At 73.5% G+C, this 17,692-nt stretch carries 14 protein-coding genes; 11 read left to right on the top strand and 3 right to left on the bottom strand.

Annotated features, from left to right (window positions below; translation table 11 throughout):
* Window positions 1–54: 54 nt before the first annotated feature.
* Window positions 55–786 carry an SDR family oxidoreductase gene (locus tag PVK37_RS22145; protein WP_275029566.1) on the bottom strand — a complete coding sequence of 244 codons (732 nt, stop codon included), beginning with the start codon at window positions 784–786 and terminating at the stop codon, window positions 55–57.
* 97 nt (window positions 787–883) lie between these two features.
* Between PVK37_RS22145 and PVK37_RS22140 the strand changes: the two genes are divergently transcribed.
* Window positions 884–1,342, top strand: a complete 459-nt coding sequence (locus PVK37_RS22140; protein ID WP_275029565.1) for a peroxiredoxin — start codon at window positions 884–886, stop codon at window positions 1,340–1,342.
* A 79-nt stretch (window positions 1,343–1,421) separates the two neighbouring features.
* Window positions 1,422–2,129 (top strand): hypothetical protein, encoded by a 708-nt coding sequence (locus PVK37_RS22135; protein ID WP_275029564.1) that lies wholly within the window; start codon window positions 1,422–1,424, stop codon window positions 2,127–2,129.
* Between the two features lie 127 nt (window positions 2,130–2,256).
* Here PVK37_RS22135 and cydB read toward each other — a convergent pair whose 3' ends face one another.
* Complete coding sequence (cydB, locus tag PVK37_RS22130) at window positions 2,257–3,255, bottom strand: cytochrome d ubiquinol oxidase subunit II (protein ID WP_275029559.1); 999 nt, start codon at window positions 3,253–3,255, stop codon at window positions 2,257–2,259.
* 40 nt (window positions 3,256–3,295) lie between these two features.
* A complete protein-coding gene (locus PVK37_RS22125) occupies window positions 3,296–4,711 on the bottom strand; it encodes a cytochrome ubiquinol oxidase subunit I (RefSeq protein WP_275029558.1) in 1,416 nt (471 codons plus the stop codon).
* Between the two features lie 182 nt (window positions 4,712–4,893).
* Here PVK37_RS22125 and PVK37_RS22120 point away from each other — a divergent pair, with 182 nt between their 5' ends.
* The 9 genes from PVK37_RS22120 (at window position 4,894) to PVK37_RS22080 (ending at window position 17,659) form a co-directional block, all read left to right on the top strand.
* On the top strand, window positions 4,894–5,673 hold the full coding sequence (locus PVK37_RS22120; RefSeq protein ID WP_275029557.1) for a lysophospholipid acyltransferase family protein: 780 nt from the start codon (window positions 4,894–4,896) through the stop codon (window positions 5,671–5,673).
* 270 nt (window positions 5,674–5,943) lie between these two features.
* Window positions 5,944–7,008: a calcium:cation antiporter gene (locus tag PVK37_RS22115; RefSeq protein ID WP_423791102.1), complete on the top strand. Its 1,065-nt coding sequence runs from the start codon at window positions 5,944–5,946 to the stop codon at window positions 7,006–7,008.
* A gap of 36 nt (window positions 7,009–7,044) precedes the next feature.
* The gene (locus PVK37_RS22110) at window positions 7,045–7,806 is read left to right on the top strand and encodes a glycerophosphodiester phosphodiesterase family protein (RefSeq protein ID WP_275029554.1); all 762 of its coding nucleotides are present in this window, start codon (window positions 7,045–7,047) and stop codon (window positions 7,804–7,806) included.
* Between the two features lie 28 nt (window positions 7,807–7,834).
* Window positions 7,835–9,220 (top strand): MFS transporter, encoded by a 1,386-nt coding sequence (locus PVK37_RS22105; RefSeq protein WP_275029553.1) that lies wholly within the window; start codon window positions 7,835–7,837, stop codon window positions 9,218–9,220.
* A gap of 75 nt (window positions 9,221–9,295) precedes the next feature.
* Complete coding sequence (locus tag PVK37_RS22100) at window positions 9,296–9,976, top strand: thymidine kinase (RefSeq protein WP_423791101.1); 681 nt, start codon at window positions 9,296–9,298, stop codon at window positions 9,974–9,976.
* A gap of 135 nt (window positions 9,977–10,111) precedes the next feature.
* Window positions 10,112–13,309, top strand: coding sequence for an FtsX-like permease family protein (locus PVK37_RS22095; protein ID WP_275029551.1), 3,198 nt, complete (start codon window positions 10,112–10,114; stop codon window positions 13,307–13,309).
* Between the two features lie 5 nt (window positions 13,310–13,314).
* The gene (locus PVK37_RS22090) at window positions 13,315–16,008 is read left to right on the top strand and encodes an FtsX-like permease family protein (RefSeq protein ID WP_275029549.1); all 2,694 of its coding nucleotides are present in this window, start codon (window positions 13,315–13,317) and stop codon (window positions 16,006–16,008) included.
* Between the two features lie 5 nt (window positions 16,009–16,013).
* Window positions 16,014–16,970, top strand: coding sequence for an ABC transporter ATP-binding protein (locus PVK37_RS22085; RefSeq protein ID WP_275035207.1), 957 nt, complete (start codon window positions 16,014–16,016; stop codon window positions 16,968–16,970).
* Entirely contained in the window at window positions 16,967–17,659 is a 693-nt protein-coding gene (locus PVK37_RS22080) for an ABC transporter ATP-binding protein (RefSeq protein ID WP_275029548.1), read from the top strand. Before PVK37_RS22085 ends, PVK37_RS22080 begins: the two co-directional genes overlap by 4 nt.
* Window positions 17,660–17,692 lie beyond the last annotated feature (33 nt).

Below are 17,692 nucleotides of genomic sequence, written 5' to 3'. Positions count from 1 at the left end.
TAATGTACATTATGTCAAGTCGAGCGTTCCGGGCCTCCTCCGCCGCGCCCCCGTTCACAGTCCACCGGCGACGCGGAGCACGGTGCCGGTGGTGTACGAGGCGTCCGGTCCGAGCAGCCAGGCGATGGCGGCGGCCACCTCGTCGGCTTCGCCCGCCCGGCCGAGTGGAATGCGCGCGGCGGCCTGCTCGGCTCGGTCCGGCATGCCGGACAGGGTGTGGATCTCGGTGCGGATGATGCCGGGGGCCACGGCGTTGACCCGGATGCCGCGCGGGGCGAGTTCCTTGGCCAGGCCGACGGTGAGGGTGTCGGTGGCGGCTTTGCTGGCGGCGTAGTGGACGTACTCCCCCGGGCTGCCGAGGGTCGCGGCGGCCGAGGAGACGTTGACGATGGCGGCGCCGGTGGTCATGCGGCGGGCGGCCTGTTGGGCGCAGAGCAGGTAGCCGAGGATGTTGACGTCGACGATGCGGCGCAGGTCGGTGAGGGTGACGTCGGTGAAGGGGCCGATCGGGCTGGTGAGGCCGGCGTTGTTGACCAGGCCGGTGATCGGGCCGAGGGTGCCGGCGGTGGTGTCGAACAGGTGGGTGACCTGGTCGGGGTCGCTGGTGTCGGCGGCGACGGTGATGCCCCGGCGGCCGGTGGCGTGGATGTCGGCGAGGACGGTGCCGGCGGCGTGGTGGTCGCGTCGGTAGCACAGGGCGATGTCGTGGCCGGCGTGGGCGAGGCGGCGGGCGGTGGCGGCGCCGATGCCTCGTCCGCCGCCGGTGACGATGGTGACCGGTGCCATGTGTGCCCCTCTCCCCCGGTGCGTGTCGGGGAGGTTACCGCGCGGGGTGCCGGTCGGGGTGCGCGTACGCTCGCCGCACGTCGTCGTGTGGAGGTGTGTGGTGGTCGGTGTCGGTGACCTGGTGGAGGATTTCGTGCTGCCGGATCAGGCGGGTGTGCCGTGGCGGTTGTCGGAGGCGTTGGTGGTGGGGCCGGTGGTGGTGTTCTTCTATCCGGCGGCGATGACGCGGGGCTGCACGGTGGAGAGTTGTCATTTCCGGGATCTGGCGGCGGAGTTCGCGGCGGTGGGTGCGGCGCGGGTGGGGATCAGTCGGGATCCGGTGGCGCGGCAGGCGGAGTTCGCGCGGTTGCACGGGTTCGATTTTCCGTTGTTGTCGGATGTGGATGGTGTGGTGGCGGGTCGGTTCGGGGTGCGGCGGCGGTTGCCGTTGGGGCCGTTGTCGACGCGGCGGATGACGTTCGTGGTGGGTCGGGATGCCCGGGTGGTGGAGGTGGTGCACAGCGAGTTGGGGATGCACGCGCATGCGGATCGGGCGTTGCGGGCGTTGGGTGGGTGATGCCCCGCCGGGTGGGGTGTCCCAGGGGGCTGGTATCAAGGCAGGAAATCAGACAGATGTTCGGAAATGAGGGTTGGCGATGGGTGCCGGGGGCCAGGGTTTGTCCACTGATGAGGTGCAGAGCATTCGGGAGGCGTTGGGGGCGGGTCGGAAGCCGAGGGTGGTGTTCACGGCGTCGGCGGGGCAGATCGCCGGGCAGGTGGGTCAGGTGGTGGAGTTGACGGATCCGGCGGTGTCGGACGAGTTCGTGGTGGTGCGGTTCGGTCGGGACGAGTTGCCGTTCTCCCCTGCCGATGTGGCGGTGGCGCCGCGTGGGGCGGGGCGTCGGGTGGAGGCGAAGCCGGAGCCGGTGGTGGAGTCGGTGCCGGTGGTGGCGGAGCCGGAGTTCGTGTTGGAGCGTCCGGCGGTGTCGTCGGGTGGGGAGCAGTCGCGGGAGTCGCGGCGGGAGGAGTCGAGGGTGGATTCGGTGGAGTCGAAGCCGGTGAAGCGGCCGGTGAAGGCGGCGAAGGCGAAGGCGCCGGCGGGGTTGACGGTGACGTTGCAGTATGCGGAGGGTGAGTGGACGGTGGCGGCGCAGCAGGGCAGCAAGTCGTTGGCGAAGCCGTATGTGGTGAAGCCGGCGGAGGCGTTGCGGATGGTGGGGTTGGTGGATGTGCCGGGGGTGCAGGAGGCGGTGGAGCAGATTTTGTCGGCGGAGCGGGCTGAGGCGGAGCAGCAGGCGGAGCGGTTGCGGGCGGAGTTGGCGGAGATCGAGTCGCGGTTGGCGGAGTTGCGTGAGGCGGGTTGAGGTTGGTTGGTGGTGACGGTGGGTGGCGTGGGGCCGGTGGCTCCGCGCCACGCGCTGTTTGTGGGGGGTGTGCCGACGGCCCGCCGCTGGGGTCGGCGGGCCGTCGGGGTCCGGGGGGTGGGTGTGGTCAGTGGGTGGGGATGTGGTGGGTGCCGATGCGGCGGCGGAAGACCCAGTAGGTCCAGCCCTGGTAGGCGAGGACGACGGGGGTGAAGATGGCGGCGACCCAGGTCATGATTTCGAGGGTGTAGGGGGTGGAGGCGGCGTTGGTGGTGGTGAGGGTGCCGGCGGGGTCGGTGGTGGAGGGTAGGACGTTGGGGAAGAGGGCGGCGAAGAGGGTGGCGACGGTGAGGGCGATGGTGGTGGCGGTGCCGGTGAAGGCCCAGCCTTCGCGGCGGGCGTGGGTGGCGGCGAGGGCGGCGAGGAGGGTGAGGGTGGCGGTGGCGGCGAGTGCGGTGGCGAGGGGGCTGGTGCGGATGGTGAGGGTCCAGGTGAGGAAGGGGATGGTGAGTAGGGCGGCGGCGGTGCCGAGGCGGGTGGCGAGGGTGGTGGCGCGGTGGCGGATGTCGCCGGTGGTTTTGAGGGCGGTGAAGAGGGCACCGTGGGTGAGGAAGAGGGCGGCGGTGGTGAGGCCGCCGAGGAGGGCGTAGGGGTGGAGGAGGTCGAGGAGGCCGCCGGTGTATTCGTGGTCGGCGTCGAGGGGTACGCCGCGCAGGATGTTGGCGAAGGCGATGCCCCAGAGGATGGCGGGGGTGATGCTGCCGATGGTGATGGCGGTGTCCCAGCGGCGTTTCCAGGTGGGTTCGGGGCGTTTGTGGCGGTATTCGAAGGCGACGCCGCGGATGATGAGGGCGAGCAGGATGAGCAGGAGGGGTAGGTAGAAGCCGCTGAAGAGGGTGGCGTACCACTCGGGGAAGGCGGCGAACATGGCGCCGCCGGCGGTGATGAGCCAGACTTCGTTGCCGTCCCAGACGGGTCCGATGGTGTTGATCATGACGCGTCGTTCGCGGTCGTCGCGGCCGAGGACGGGTAGGAGTGCGCCGACGCCGAAGTCGAAGCCTTCGAGGATGAAGTAGCCGGTGAAGAGGACGGCGATGAGGAGAAACCAGACGGTGGTGAGGTCCACGGTGGGGCTCCGGAGGGGTTGGTCGGCGAGGGGTGGTGGGTCAGTAGGCGAAGGCGAGAGGGCGGTCGGGGTCGTCGGTGTGGTCGTGGGGTGTGGGGTCGTGGGTGGTGTCGGGGAGGCCGGCTTTGGCGTAGCGGATGAGGAGTCGGACCTCGATGACGGCGAGGGTGGCGTAGACGAGGGTGAATGCGGTGAAGCTGGTGAGGACTTCGGTGAGGCTGACGCTGCGGGAGACGCCGTCGCGGGTGAGCATTTCGCCGAAGACGATCCAGGGTTGGCGGCCCATTTCGGTGAAGATCCAGCCGAAGCTGTTGGCGGCCAGGGGTAGCAGGGGCATGACGAGGCCGGCGCGCAGGAGCCATTTTCCGGTGGGGGTGCGGCCTTTGCGGTGGGCCCAGAGGACCCAGAGGGCGATGGCGGCGGCGGCGAGGCCGAAGCCGATCATCATGCGGAAGCTCCAGTAGGTGACCGGGATGATCGGGGTGTAGCTGCCGGGGCCGTACTGGGCGGTGTATTGGGCTTGGAGGTCGTTGATGCCCTGGACGGTGCCGTGGGGGTCGCCGGTGCCGAGGAAGCTGAGCAGGTAGGGGATTTTGAGGGCGTAGAGTTCGCGGCTGCCGTCGAGGGTGCCGATGGTGAGGACGCTGAAGGCGGCGGGGGTTTCGGTGGTGTAGAGGCCTTCGGCGGCGGCCATTTTCATGGGTTGGACGTCGGTCATGATTTTGCCCTGGATGTCGCCGGTGATGAGGACGCCGGCGGTGGCGGCGAGGGTTGTCCAGGCGCCGAAGCGGGCGGCGAAGCGGTAGGTGGGTGTGTCGTGGTGGTGGGGGTTGCGGATGAGGTGGAAGAGGGCGACGGCGACGATGAGGCTGCCGGCGACGAGGAAGCAGCCGGCGATGGTGTGCGGGAAGGTGATGAGGGCGACTTTGTTGGTGAGGACGGCGACGAAGTCGGTGAGTTCGGCGCGTCCGGTGTCGGGGTTGATGCGGTAGCCGACGGGGTTCTGCATCCAGGAGTTGGCGGCGAGGATGAAGTAGGCGCTGAAGGTGGAGCCGAGGGCGGCGGCCCAGATGGTGGCGAGGTGGATGCGTTTGGGGAGGCGGTCCCAGCCGAAGATCCAGAGTCCGAGGAAGGTGGATTCGAGGAAGAAGGCGACGAGGGCTTCGATGGCGAGGGGTGCGCCGAAGATGTCGCCGACGAAGCGGGAGTAGTCGCTCCAGTTCATGCCGAACTGGAATTCCTGGACGATGCCGGTGACGATGCCCATGGCGAAGTTGATGAGGAAGAGTTTTCCGTAGAATTTGGTGAGGGTGAGGTAGCGGTCGTTGCCGGTGCGGTGCCAGAGGGTTTGCAGGATGGCGACGAGGACGCTGAGGCCGATGGTGAGTGGGACGAAGAGAAAGTGGTAGACGGTGGTGACACCGAACTGCCAGCGGGCGACGTCGAGTGCGTCCACCAGGAACCCCCCAGGTCGTACTACGAGACGTAGTAGATACTACCGCGTGTCGTAGACGTGGTGGCAGGGTCGGGGGTCCCGATCGGGGCCGGGCCGGATGACCCTGCTCACCCGGGCCGGTCGACCCGCCCGGGTGGCCCTGTCCCCCACCGGTTGCCGGCGCGTGCGACCATCGACCGCTGATGGACACCCCGCACTCCCCCTGGCGTCCCCCGTGGCTGTGGCGCGCCGCGCAGTTGGCCGCGCGGCTGATCGTCGGCGCGGTGGCCCGTCTCGAGGTCGACGGTGACGTGCCGGACCGGTGGCGGCGTGGGCCGCTGATCCTGGCCGCCAACCACATCAGCCCGTTCGACCCGCTGGTGTTGGCCGCGGCCTGCCGGGCCCGGGGGGTGTCGCCGCGGATCATGGCCACCGGTGGCCTGTTCCGGGCGCCGGTGGTGGGCGCGGCGATGCGGCACGCCGGGCACATCCGGGTCGACCGGGGCACCGCGGCGGTCGGGCAGGCGTTGCACGACGCCGCCGAGGCGGTGGCCGCCGGGTCGGTGATCCTGGTGTACCCGGAGGGGCGGATCGGTCTGGACCCGGGGATGTGGCCGGAGCGCGGCAAGACCGGTACGGCGCGGTTGGCGTTCGCCTGCGGTGCGCCGGTGGTGCCGGTGGCGCAGTGGGGGTCGCACGAGGTGCTGCCGTACCGGGCGCCGAAGGGGATGGTGGCGGCGGTGTGGCGGGCGGTGTGGCGGCGGCCGGTGATCCGGGTGCGGTTCGGTGCGCCGGTCGAGCTGGGGGGTGTGGATCCGGCGGTGCCGGGGGCGGCGCGGCGGGCCACTGATCTGATCATCGACGCGGTGACCGACACGCTGGTGCCGTTGCGGGTGGACGAGCCGGACCGGCCGCGGCACGTGGATCCGGGGCGGCCGGTCGACACCAGCCGCAGTCACCGGCGGCGTGCCGCCGGCGGGTGAGCGCGGGCGGCGGGGACAATCCTGTTCGGGCCGGTTGAGCTGCCCCGCTCCGCTATGATCATGGTCTTGGGTGGTGGTCCCGGTGGTGCGGGGGCCGGTGGTTCGCCCGCTTCCCCGTCGACAGGGAGGCGTCGTCGACGATCCCGTCGGGTCCGGTGTGCCGGGGCGGGTGGACCTGGAGGTCGCATGCGGGTACCGGCGGCCGTGTCCCGTCTTCCGGTGCTGGCGCCCGCGGTGCTGGTGCCGGTGGCGGCCCTCGTCGCTCTGGTCATGGTGTGGGGGCGCGACCTGCCGGTGGCGGTCGAGGTCGTGGTGGTGGTGTTGCTGGCCGGGGCGGTGCTGGCGGCGGTGCACCACGCGGAGGTGGTCGCGCACCGGGTGGGTGAGCCGTTCGGGTCGTTGATCCTGGCGGTCGCGGTCACCGTGATCGAGGTGGGGTTGATCATCACGCTGATGGTGTCCGGCGGGAAGAACACCGACACCCTGGCACGGGACACCGTGTTCGCCGCCGTGATGATCACCTGTAACGGGATCGTCGGGTTGTCGTTGCTGCTGACCGCGTTGCGGCGGCGGGTGGCGGTGTTCAACCCGGAGGGCACCGGGGCGGCGCTGGCGACGGTGCTGACCCTGGCGGTGCTGAGTCTGGTGCTGCCGACGTTCACCACCAGCACGCCCGGTGCGGCGTTCTCCGGGCCGCAGTTGGTGTTCGCGGCGGTGGCGTCGCTGGCCCTGTACGGGATGTTCGTGTTCGTGCAGAACGTCCGGCACCGGGACTACTTCCTGCCGTTGCCGAAGCCCGGCCGGGAGGCGGTCGCGGCGGGTCCGGGCGAGCCGGAGCGGTACGCCACCGGTGAGGAGGAGCACGCGCCCGCCCCGCCGATGCGGACCGCGCTGGTCAGTTTCGGGTTGCTGGTGGTGGCGCTGGTGGCGGTGGTGGGGCTGGCGAAGGTCGAGTCGGTGACGATCGAGCAGGCGGTGGCCGGGGCCGGGTTGCCGCCGGCGGTCGTCGGGGTGGTCATCGCGTTGCTGGTGCTGCTGCCGGAGACCCTCGCGGCGGCCCGCAACGCCCGGCGGGACCGGGTGCAGATCAGCCTGAACCTGGCGTTGGGGTCGGCGATGGCGAGCATCGGGTTGACCATCCCGGCGATCGCGGTGGCGTCGTTGTGGCTGGAGGGGCCGCTGGTGCTGGGGCTGGGGGCGACCCAGATCGTGCTGCTGGGGCTGACCGCCGCGGTGGGGATCCTGACCGTGATGCCCGGCCGGGCGACGCTGTTGCAGGCGTGGGTGCACCTGTCGTTGTGCGCCAGTTACCTGTTCCTGGCGACCAACCCCTGACCGTCGTGGTGCGGGGCCGGGGTGCATACTGCCGGCGTGTCCCACGCCTACCTCGACGCGCCGGCCCCGCTGGCGTTCGCTCACCGTGGGGGCGCGGCGCGGGGTGACGAGAACACCGCCGCGGCGTTCGCCCGGGCCGTCGGCCTCGGCTACCGGTACGTCGAGACCGACGTGCACGCCACCGCCGACGGGGTGGCGGTGGTGTTCCACGACGCCACCCTGGACCGGGTCACCGGGGAACGGGGGCGGATCGCCGCGTTGCGGTGGGCGGACCTGGCGACGGTGCGGGTGGGTGGGGCGGCGGCGGTGCCGAGGCTGGACGAGGTGCTCGCCGGGTGGCCGGAGATCCGGTTCAACGTCGATGTGAAGGCCGATCCGGCGGTGGCGGCGACGGTGGCGACGGTGGAGCGGGTCGGGGCGACCGACCGGGTGCTGCTGGCGTCGTTCAGTGATGACCGGCTGGCCCGGCTGCGGGCCCTGGCCGGCCCGAAGGTCGCCACGTCGTTGGGGATGCGGGGGGTGGCGCGGCTGCGGATGGCGTCGCTGACCGGGCGGCCGTTGCGGTTGCCGCCGTCGGTGGTCGCCGCGCAGGTGCCGGTGCGGTACGGGCGGCTGCCGGTGGTGGACCGGCGGCTGGTGCGGTACGCGCACCGGCTCGGACTGCACGTGCATGTCTGGACGATCGACGAACCTGACGAGATGCACGAGTTACTGGACCTGGGTGTGGATGGCATCATGACCGATCACGTCGACCGGTTGGTCGAGGTGTACCGCAGTCGCGGCCACTGGGCCGCCTGAATCCCCACCACACCGTGTGAAGGACCCGATGGCCGAGACCCTCTCCCCCGCCGTGGCGTCGACACCCCCGGCGAGCACCCGTCGGGAACGCACCGGCTGGTACTTCTACGACTGGGCGATGTCGGCGTTCTCCACCACCGTGATCACGGTGTTCCTGGGGCCGTTCCTGACCAGTGTCGCCGAGGTCGCCGCCGGCTGTGCGTTGGGCGCGGACCGCTGTGGCGGGTACGTGTACCCGCTGGGGGTGAAGGTGGCCGCCGGGTCGTACTTTCCGTACCTGGTGTCGTTGTCGGTGTTCCTGACGGTGTTCGTGTTGCCGGTGACCGGGGCGATCGCGGACCGGTCGCTGCACAAGAAGCGGCTGCTGGCGGTGTTCGCGTTCCTGGGTGCGGGGGCGACGGTGGCGATGGTGTTCGTCACCGGGGACCGGTACCTGCTGGGTGGGGTGCTGTTCGTGGTGGCGAACATCGCGTTCGGGGCGTCGGTGGTGGTGTACAACTCGTTCCTGCCGCAGTTGGGGGGCCCGGACGACCGGGACGGTATCTCCAGTCGGGGTTGGGCGCTGGGCTACCTGGGTGGCGGGACGCTGCTGGCGGTGAACCTGGTGGTGGTGAACTCGTTCGGGGACGGCACCGCGCAGCGCACCCTGGACCTGGCGCGCTGGTCGATCGTGTCGGCCGGGGTGTGGTGGGCGGTGTTCACGCTGGTGCCGTTGGCGTGGCTGCGGGAGCGGCCGTCGGTGGCGGCGACCGGTGGCGGCGGGAACGTGCTGGTCGACGGGTTCCGGCAGTTGGGTCGGACGCTGCGGGAGATCAAGGCGTACCCGTTGACGTTGTTCTTCCTGCTGGCGTTCCTGGTGTACAACGACGGCATCCAGACGGTGATCGCGTTGGCCAGCCAGTACGGCACCGAGGAGCTGCGGTTGGGGCAGTCGACGCTGATCGTGACGATCCTGCTGGTGCAGTTCCTGGCGTTCGGTGGGGCGTTGCTGCTGGGGGCGTTGGCGAAGTGGTTCGGGGCGTGGAAGACGGTGCTGCTGTCGCTGGTGCTGTGGACCGGGGTGATCCTGGCGGCGTTCTGGCTGCCGCCGGAGGCGCCGGTGCCGTTCATGGTGCTGGGCGCGGGGATCGGGTTGGTGTTGGGGGGCAGTCAGGCGTTGAGCCGGTCGCTGTTCAGTCAGCTGATCCCGGCCGGTAAGGAGGGCGAGTACTACGGCTTCTACGAGATCAGTGACAAGGGCACCAGCTGGTTGGGGCCCCTCGCCTTCGGGGTGGTGTTCCAGTTGACCAACTCGTACCGGGTGGGCCTGGTGTCGTTGTTGATCTTCTTCGTGGTGGGGTTCGTGCTGTTGTTGGCGGTGCCGGTGCGGCGGGCCATCGTCGCGGCGGGGAACGTGCCGCCGCGCGTCCTGTAACCACACGGATCGGGGTCAGTCGATGGGCTAGGCTGCCGGTCCGTGACCGATGTCGACGACGCCGCCCCGACCTGCCTGGCCCGACCGCTGCCGGGCGAGCCGGACGCCCCCACCTGCGCCGCCGCCCGCGGAGCCGACGGGCGCCCCCTGCACGCCGCGGCGCTGAAGTTCTTCTGGGGGCCGATGGACTGCGGCAAGTCCACCATGGCGTTGCAGATGAACTACAACCACGCCCGGCAGGGCCGCCGCGGCCTGGTCACCACCCGCATCGACCGGTCGCTGGGCCCGCAGGTCACCACCCGCATCGGCCTGGCCCACGAGGCCATCGAGGTCACCGACGACCTGGACCTGCGGGCCCTGGTGCGCGGCCGGTGGGCCGACGGGGAACGCGTCGACTACCTGATCTGCGACGAGGCGTCCTTCTACCAGGTCGAACACGTCGAGCAGATGGCCGAACTGGTCGACCACGACGACGTCGACGTGTTCGCGTTCGGCCTGGCCACCGACTTCCGGTCGAGTTTCTTCCCCGCCGCGCAGCGGCTGTTCGAACTCGCCGACGCGGTGGCCCGCATCCAGGTCGAGGTGCTGTGCTGGTGCGGACGCGAGGGGCTGCTCAACGCCCGCGTCGTCGGCGGCCGGGTGGTCCGCGAAGGCGCCCAGGTCGTCATCGGTGACACCGTCCCCGACGCGCAGGTCCGCTACCAGGTGCTGTGCCGGCGGCACTACCGCAGCGGAGACCTCGGCCCGCTCGCCTGACCCGCGCCGTGACCGGTTCGTGATCGACGGATCCGGTCCCGACGTCAACCTTTCCCACCCCCTCGGTTGTCTTCACGGGCACGCGGGGGCGGCAGCCGGCCCCCCGCGACCACGACCGCGGGGGGCACGACACACATGCTGGCGCTACGACGGGCCCGCGGCACCACCGGTCTGCTCCTCGCCGCCGCCGCGGCGACCCTGGTCGCGACCAGCGCGCTCACCGCCCTGGCCGGATACCACCGCGACGTCGTCGACTCCGGCACCCGCACGGTCCTCGCCGCGGCCACCGCCGAGGACCGGTCGCTGCTGGTGCGGGGCCCCGCCGGCCGCACCGTCGACACGCTCGACCAGCGGGACCGGGCGCTCCGCGACGGCGTCGCCGACACCCTCGACGGTTGGCCCGCCACCGTCACCACCGCCGGGTACGCCGCCGGCCGGCACCTACGTGGCGACACCGGCACCGCCGTGCCCGACGACGACGGCGTCGTCTACGCCTCGGTGATGTTCCTCGACGACCTCGCCGCCCACGCCCGACTCACCGCCGGCACCTGGCCCGGCACCGGCACCGGCACCACGACGGTCGCCGGGACCCTGCCCGACGCGGTCGCCGGCACCCTCGGCGTCACCGTCGGCGACCGGATCCCCGTCACCGACGGCTTCACCGGCCGGGTCACCGACGTCACCGTCGTGGGCCTGTGGCAGCCCCGCGACCCCGGCGACACCTACTGGCGGCTCGCCCCCGACGCCACCGGCGGCCGGCGACCCGCCACCGCCACGTACGGGCCGCTGACCGTGGACCGGGCCGCGTTCGGGCGGCACTTCCTCACCAACGCCTCCGCCGGCTGGCTGGTCGAACCGGACGTCACCGGCGGCACCGGCCGCCTCGACCGGCTCGCCGCCGCCGCCCGCACCGCCACCACCGCCCTACCCCAGGCCGCCGGACTCGGTGACTCCGGCACCGCCACCACCGGGCTGCCCGCCCTGGTCGACCGGATCCAGCGGGCCACCCTGGTCGGCCGGTCCGCGCTGGTCACCCCGATGCTGCTCGTCGCCGTCCTCGCCGGATACACGCTGCTGCTGGTCGCCGTCCTGCTCACCGAACACCGACGCGGCGAGACCGCGCTGCTGCGCGCCCGCGGCGCCGCCCGCACCCAACTCGCCGCCCTCGCCACCCGGGAAGCCGCGCTGGTCGTCGCGCCGGCCGTGCTGCTGGCCCCACCCCTGGCCACCGCGGCACTACGGCAGGCCGACCGGATCCCCGCCCTGTCGGCCGTGTCGCTGCGCCTCGACCCACGACTCGACGCGCTCACCTGGGCGGTCACCGTCGTCGTCGCGGCCGGCTGCGCCGTGGCGATGCTCGCCCCCAACCTGCGCCGCGGCGCCAGCTACGTCGCCGACCAGGCCAGCCGGTCCCGGCCGGGCCGCCGCGGCGCGGCACAACGCGCCGGCGTGGACGTCGTCCTGGTCGTGGTGGCCCTGCTCGGCTGGTACCAGCTGCGGTCGTATGCGTCACCACTGACCGGCGGCACCGGCGGCGACCTCGGCATCGACCCGCTGCTGGCCGCCGCACCCACCCTCGGGGTCCTCGCCGGCGCGGTGCTGGCCCTGCGGCTGCTGCCACCGGTGACCCGACTGGCCGAACGCGGCGTCGACCGGTGGACCGCGCCACTGCTCGGCGTGTGGCAGGCCGGCCGCCGACCCCACGCCGGCCCGGTGCTGCTGGTCGCCCTGGCCGTCGCCGTCAGCGCCCTGGGCTGGTCCCTGGCCGGCACCACCGGCCGGTCCCTCACCGACCAGGCCGACCACCAGGTCGGCGCGGACCTGCGGCTGACCGAACAGCGCCGCGACGCCCCCGCCCAGCGGGCCGGGCAGCTCGCCGGGCTGCCCGGCGTGACCGCCGTGCTGCCCACCTGGCGCGACACCCTCAGCCTCGGCCCCGACAGCGTGCCCGCCTCCCTGGTCGCCGCCGACGCCGGCACCGCCGGACACGTCATGCGGATCCGACCCGACCTGACCGGCCCGCCACCCGCGCAGGTGTTCGACACGCTCACCCGGGCCCGACCGGTCAGCGGACACACCACCCTGCCGGCCGGCGCGCGGCGACTTGCCGGCACCTGGACCGCCACCGTCACCGCCACCGACACGCCCGCCCCGGTACGCGCCTGGGCGGTGCTCACCACACCCGACGGCGGCCACCACCGGCTCCCCCTCGGCACCGGCGGCAGCGGACAGGACGTCGGGTTCACCGTCGACCTGCCCGCCGACGACCCGCCGGCCCGGCTGGCCGGGTTCACCGTCGACACCGTCGGCCGCACCGGCACCGTCGTCGACTGGCGACTGCGGAACCTCCGCGCCGACGACAGCACCCCCGTCGACCTGGGCGGCGGGACCTGGCACACGGTCGACCGGGGCGGCAGCCCACCCGACGCCACCGCCACCGCCCGCGCCGGCACCCTCACCGCCCGGTACGTCCGCACCGACCGCTCCGACAGCACCGCCCGCACCGGACGCGGCGGCCAGGGCATCCAACTGGCCGTCACCCGCGCCACCACCGGCGCGGTGCCGCTGCTGCTCACCCCGGCGGCGCTGGCCGCCCTACGGCTGGACGTCGGCGCGCAGACCCGGCTGTACCTGGGCGCCGCCGAGGTCGACGTGCGGGTCGTCGACAGCATCGACGCGCTGCCCGGCGACACGCAGGCCGCCGCCGTCTTCGCCGACCTGCCGGCCCTGCGGGACCGGCTCTTCGCCGACCGGGGACTGCTGCGCGCCAACCAGGAATGGTGGCTGACGGTGGACCCCCGGCAACCCGACACCGCGGCCACCGCCGCGACCGGCCTCGGTGGGCTCGACGTGCACGACCGGCGGGCCGTGGCCCGCGACCTGGCCGACGACCCGTTCGGCGTCGGCGCGCGGACCGCCCTGTTCGCCGCCGCCCTCGGCGCGGTGCTGCTCGCCGGCGTCGGCATCACCGTCGACGTCAACGCCACCGCCCGCCGCCGCGCCGGCGAACTGGCCGTGCTGCACACCCTCGGCGCGTCCCACCGCACCGTCACCCGTTCCCTGGTCACCGAACAGGCGTTCCTCGCCGGCACCGGCGTACTGGTCGGCGTGGCCGTCGGCGTCGCGGTCGCCGCCACCATGGCACCCCTGGTCATCCTGACCCCGGCGGCGGGCCGCCCCACCCCCACCCCCGTGCTGCTGATCGACTGGCCGCCGCTGCTGGCCACCGCCGCCGGGGTGCTGGCGTTGGCGCTGGCCGCCACCGCTGTCACGGCGGCGCGGCTACGCGGCCGACCCGAAGCCGGCCGGCTGCGCGGCGGAGAGGACCGGTGACCCCGATGAGACCACACGGCAGCGCCGGGCCCTGGCGTCGGCTGCGCGCCACCGCCGGCCCGGCCACCCTGCTGGCCGCCCTCGGGCTGGTCGCGGCCGCTCTGGTCACCGCCGCGCCCCGACTCGCCAACGACCACGCCGACCGGAGCCTGCGCGCCGCGGTCACCCCGCTGCCGTACCAGGCGCGGGACCTGACCATCGCCGCCCGCACCGCGCCCACCGCACCCGACACCCTGGACCGGTTCGCCGCCGACCTGCCCGCGCCGCTGCCCGACCTGGTCGACCAGCGGTGGCAGGCCGTCGCCATCGACGCCGACCGGGCCGTCGCCGTCGGCGACGTCGGCCCGCTCGGCGGCGGCGGACGGGTCCAGCTCGGCCTGCGCGCCCAGACCGGGGTACCGCAGGCGGCCCGACTGACCGCCGGCCGGTGGCCGGCCAGCAGCCCCGGCCGACCCACCCAGGTCGCCGTGTCCGAAGCGGTGGCCGCCGCACTGGACCTGCGTCCCGGCGTCCGGCTCGGGATACGCGGCGACGCCGCCCCCGCCGACCTGGTGGTGTCCGGGGTGTTCACGCCCGCCGACGCCACCGCACCGGTGTGGCAGGCCATGCCGCAGGCGCTGGAACCCCTGCTGCCCGTCAACGACGGCGACCCGTTCGTCGCGGTCGCCGTCACCGACCCCGCCGGTGTCACCGCCGTCGCCGCCGGCACCGGCCTGACCGCCCAGCACACCTGGCGGTACCGGTTCGACACCGACCGCATCGACGCGTCGTCGACCGAAGCGGTCACGGCGGCGCTCGGCGCGGCCCGCCGCCACCCGTGGCTGCCCGACGCCACCGTGCAGACCTCCCTGGACACCACCCTGGTGCGGTTCGCCGCCCAGCTCACCTCGGTGGGTAATTTGCTGGCCATGGTGCAGGCCGGACTGCTGGCCAGCCTGCTCGGCCTGGTCCTGCTGGCCGCCCGGATCGCCGTGCAGAGCCGGCACGCCGAACTGACGCTGCTGCGATCGAGGGGAGCGTCCCTGCCGGCCGTCGCCCGACGCACCCTGACCGAGGCGGCGCTGCTGCAACCCGCCGCCGTCCTCGCCGGCGCACTGGCCGGACTCGCCGCTCCGGGCCGCCCCGGCGGCACCTGGTGGGCGCTGCCGGTGATCGCGGCGGTCACCACCGCCGTGGTGCCGGTGCTCGCGGTCACCGGACAACACCGGGCCACCGTCGTCACCGGCCGGCACGACCTGGTACGCCGCCGCCCGTCGGCCCGACGACTCACCGCCGAGGTGACCGTCCTGGCGGTCGCCGTACTGGGGGTGGTGCTGCTGCGCCGACGCGGCGTCGGTGACGGCGCCACCGTCGACGCGTACCTGGCCGCGGTGCCGGCGCTGGCCGCCGTCGCGGTGGCGTTGCTGGCGCTGCGGGCCCTGCCCGGGCCGCTGCGGCTGCTCGACGCCGCCGCCACCCGGGCCCGGGGCGCGCTGTTCTTCCTCGGGGTGGCCCGCGCCGGACGCGGCGCGCCGGTCACCACCGGCCCCCTCGCGGTGCTGGTCGTCGCGGTCGCCACCGGCGTGTTCAGCGCCGTCGTCACCGACACCGTCGGTCGGGCCCGGGACACCGCCACCGACCTGAGCGTCCCCGCCGACGCGTGGCTCACCGGGTACGCGTTCACGCCCGCCACCGGTGGCCGGCTCGCCGCCGTGCCCGGCGTCGACGCGGTCGCCCCGGTACGGGTGGAGTCCAGCCGGTCGGTGCTCACCGGCACCGACCCGCAGGCGCAGGTCCTCACCACCGCCCGGATCCTGGTCGTCGACGGGCCCGCGTTCGCGCGGGTGGTCGCCGACAGCGGCGTCGACGTCGACGTGCCCGCCGTGCTCACCGCCGCCACCCGCGGCGACGGGCCGGTACCGGCGGTGGTGTCCCCGCAGGTCGCCGCCGCCGTCGACGGCACCGCCGCCGCCGACGTGCAGAACCGGCTGTACGGGTTCACCGTGGCCGCGGTGACCGACACGTTCCCCGGCGTGGACCTGGGCACCGACCGGTTCGTGGTGCTGCCCTGGCAGGCGCTGCCCGAACCCGTCGACACCCCGATCATCCCCAACCGGTACCTGCTCGCCGGTGACGACCCCGACCGGGCGGCGCTGCTGGCCGTCGCCGACGACGGGCAGCGGCAGTGGCAGGCGGCGGTGCTCGGCACCGACGTGACCGTGCCGGAACTGCCGGCCGAGGTGCTCACCCGGCACGCCCACCGGCGGGCCCTGGACCGCAGCGGCGCCAACGACGTACTGACCCTCACGTTCACCGTCGGCGCGGTCGGTGGCGGCGCGTTGGCGCTGCTCGCGGTCGGGTTCGCGGTCCTCGCCGACGCCCGCGCCCGGGCCCGGGTGCTGTCCCGGCTGCGGACCCTGGGGTTCTCCGCCGCCCAGGGCCGGCGGCTGCTGGTGTACGAGCTGGTGCCGCTGGTCGGGGTGGCCGCGGTGGCCGGCGCCACCGTCGGGGTGGTGCTGCCGTGGCTGCTCGGCCCGGCGCTGGGGCTGTCCGCGTTCACGCCCGGGGTGACCGCCGGCTGGCACCTGGACCCCCTCGTGGTGGGTGCGGTACTCGCGCTGGTCGCCGCCGGCCTGACCGCCGGACTGGCCGTGGAGATGCTGGTGAACCGACGGATGCGCCTCGGTGAGGTGCTCCGGCTGGGAGAGGAGAACCCGTGACCGCCGTGCCCACCGTCCCGGACCTGGCCGCGTTGCAGCGCCGCGCCGCCGACGCGGCCGCCGCCCGCGCCGGCGGCACCGACCGGCTCCGCGGACACATCGTCTGCGACGGCCTGGTGCGGATCTTCTCCACCGACGGGGTGGAGGTCGTCGCCCTGCAAGGGCTCGACCTGGTCGTCGACCGGGGTGAGCTGCTGGCGATCGTCGGCGCGTCCGGCTCCGGGAAGTCCACCGTGTTGAACATCCTGTCCGGGCTGGACGTGCCCACCGCCGGCATCGCCCGGGTCGCCGGCTACGACCTGCTGACCATGTCGGCGAAACGCCGGCTGGCGTACCGGCGGCACACCGTCGGGTTCGTGTGGCAGCAGACCGCCCGGAACCTGCTGCCGTACCTGAGCGCCGCCGAGAACGTCGAGCTGCCGATGCGGCTGGCCGGCCGGCGGGGCCGGGCCGCCCGACGGCGGGCCGCCGAACTGCTGGACCTGGTCGGGGTGGGGCACTGCGCCGACCGTCGGCCGGCCCGGATGAGCGGCGGCGAACAGCAACGCTGCGCGGTCGCGGTCGCGGTCGCCAACGACCCGGAGGTGCTGTTCGCCGACGAACCGACCGGGGAACTCGACGAGACCACCGCCGGGGAGGTGTTCGGGGCGCTGCGCACCATCAACGCCGAACTGGGCGTCACCGTGGTGGTGGTCACCCACGACCCGGCGGTGGCCGGTCAGGTCCGCCGGACCGTGGCCATCCGCGACGGCCGTACCGCCAGCGAGGTACGCCGCTCGGCGCGTGTCGGCGTCGACGGCGTCGAGGAGGTGGTCACCGAGGAGTACGCGGTCCTCGACCGCACCGGCCGCATGCAGCTGCCCGCCGCGTTCGTCGACGCGCTCGCCCTGCGTGACCGGGTCCGGCTCACCCTGGAAACCGACCACGTGCGGGTCCGCCCCGGCACCGAGGAGAACCGATGAGCGAACCGTTGGTCGTCGTCGACGGCGTCAGCCGCGACTACCCCGGCGCCGGGCAGGTCGTGCACGCCCTGCGGGACGTGTCGTTCACCGCCGGACACGGTGAGCTGGTGGCGGTCCGGGGACGCTCCGGTGCCGGCAAGACCACCCTGCTGAACCTGGTCGGCGGGCTGGACCGGCCCACCGCCGGCCGGATCCGGGTGGCCGGCCGGGACGTGACCGCCGGCGCCGAACGGGACCTGCTGGCGTTGCGCCGCGACACCGTCGGGTTCGTGTTCCAGTCGTTCGGGCTGATCCCGATCCTCTCGGCGGCGGAGAACGTCGGCCTGCCGCTGCGGCTGACGAAGGTGCCGGCCGCCGAACGTGACCAGCGGGTCGCGGTGCTGCTGGAACTGGTCGGCCTGGGCGGACACGCCCGGCAACGCCCGTACGAGATGTCCGGCGGGCAGCAGCAGCGGGTGGCCGTGGCGCGGGCCCTGGCCCACGACCCGGCGCTGCTGATCGCCGACGAACCCACCGGCCAGTTGGACTCCGAGACCGGCCAGGCGGTGATGGACCTGCTGCGGGCCCTGGTCCGGGCCCGGGGCATGACCGCGCTGGTCGCCACGCACGACCCGACGATGATGCGGGTCGCCGACCGGGTGCTCACCCTGCGGGACGGTCACCTGGTCGACGAGCCGGTGCCGGTGTGAGGCGTCGACCGGCGCGCTGCGGCAACAGCCGCC

Origin of the sequence: Micromonospora cathayae, from assembly GCF_028993575.1 — a bacterium.
Lineage (GTDB): Bacteria > Actinomycetota > Actinomycetes > Mycobacteriales > Micromonosporaceae > Micromonospora > Micromonospora cathayae.
The sequence above is the reverse complement of the archived record's forward strand: the minus strand, read 5'-3'. Positions and strand labels throughout refer to the sequence as shown.

Coding starts and splice junctions, on each gene's coding strand:
- PVK37_RS22145 (WP_275029566.1), bottom strand. CDS start 786: ATGGCACCGGTCACCATCGTCACCGGCGGCGGACGAGGCATCGGCGCC.
- PVK37_RS22135 (WP_275029564.1), top strand. CDS start 1,422: ATGGGTGCCGGGGGCCAGGGTTTGTCCACTGATGAGGTGCAGAGCATT.
- PVK37_RS22120 (WP_275029557.1), top strand. CDS start 4,894: ATGGACACCCCGCACTCCCCCTGGCGTCCCCCGTGGCTGTGGCGCGCC.
- PVK37_RS22115 (WP_423791102.1), top strand. CDS start 5,944: ATGGTGTGGGGGCGCGACCTGCCGGTGGCGGTCGAGGTCGTGGTGGTG.
- PVK37_RS22105 (WP_275029553.1), top strand. CDS start 7,835: ATGGCCGAGACCCTCTCCCCCGCCGTGGCGTCGACACCCCCGGCGAGC.
- PVK37_RS22095 (WP_275029551.1), top strand. CDS start 10,112: ATGCTGGCGCTACGACGGGCCCGCGGCACCACCGGTCTGCTCCTCGCC.
- PVK37_RS22090 (WP_275029549.1), top strand. CDS start 13,315: ATGAGACCACACGGCAGCGCCGGGCCCTGGCGTCGGCTGCGCGCCACC.
- PVK37_RS22080 (WP_275029548.1), top strand. CDS start 16,967: ATGAGCGAACCGTTGGTCGTCGTCGACGGCGTCAGCCGCGACTACCCC.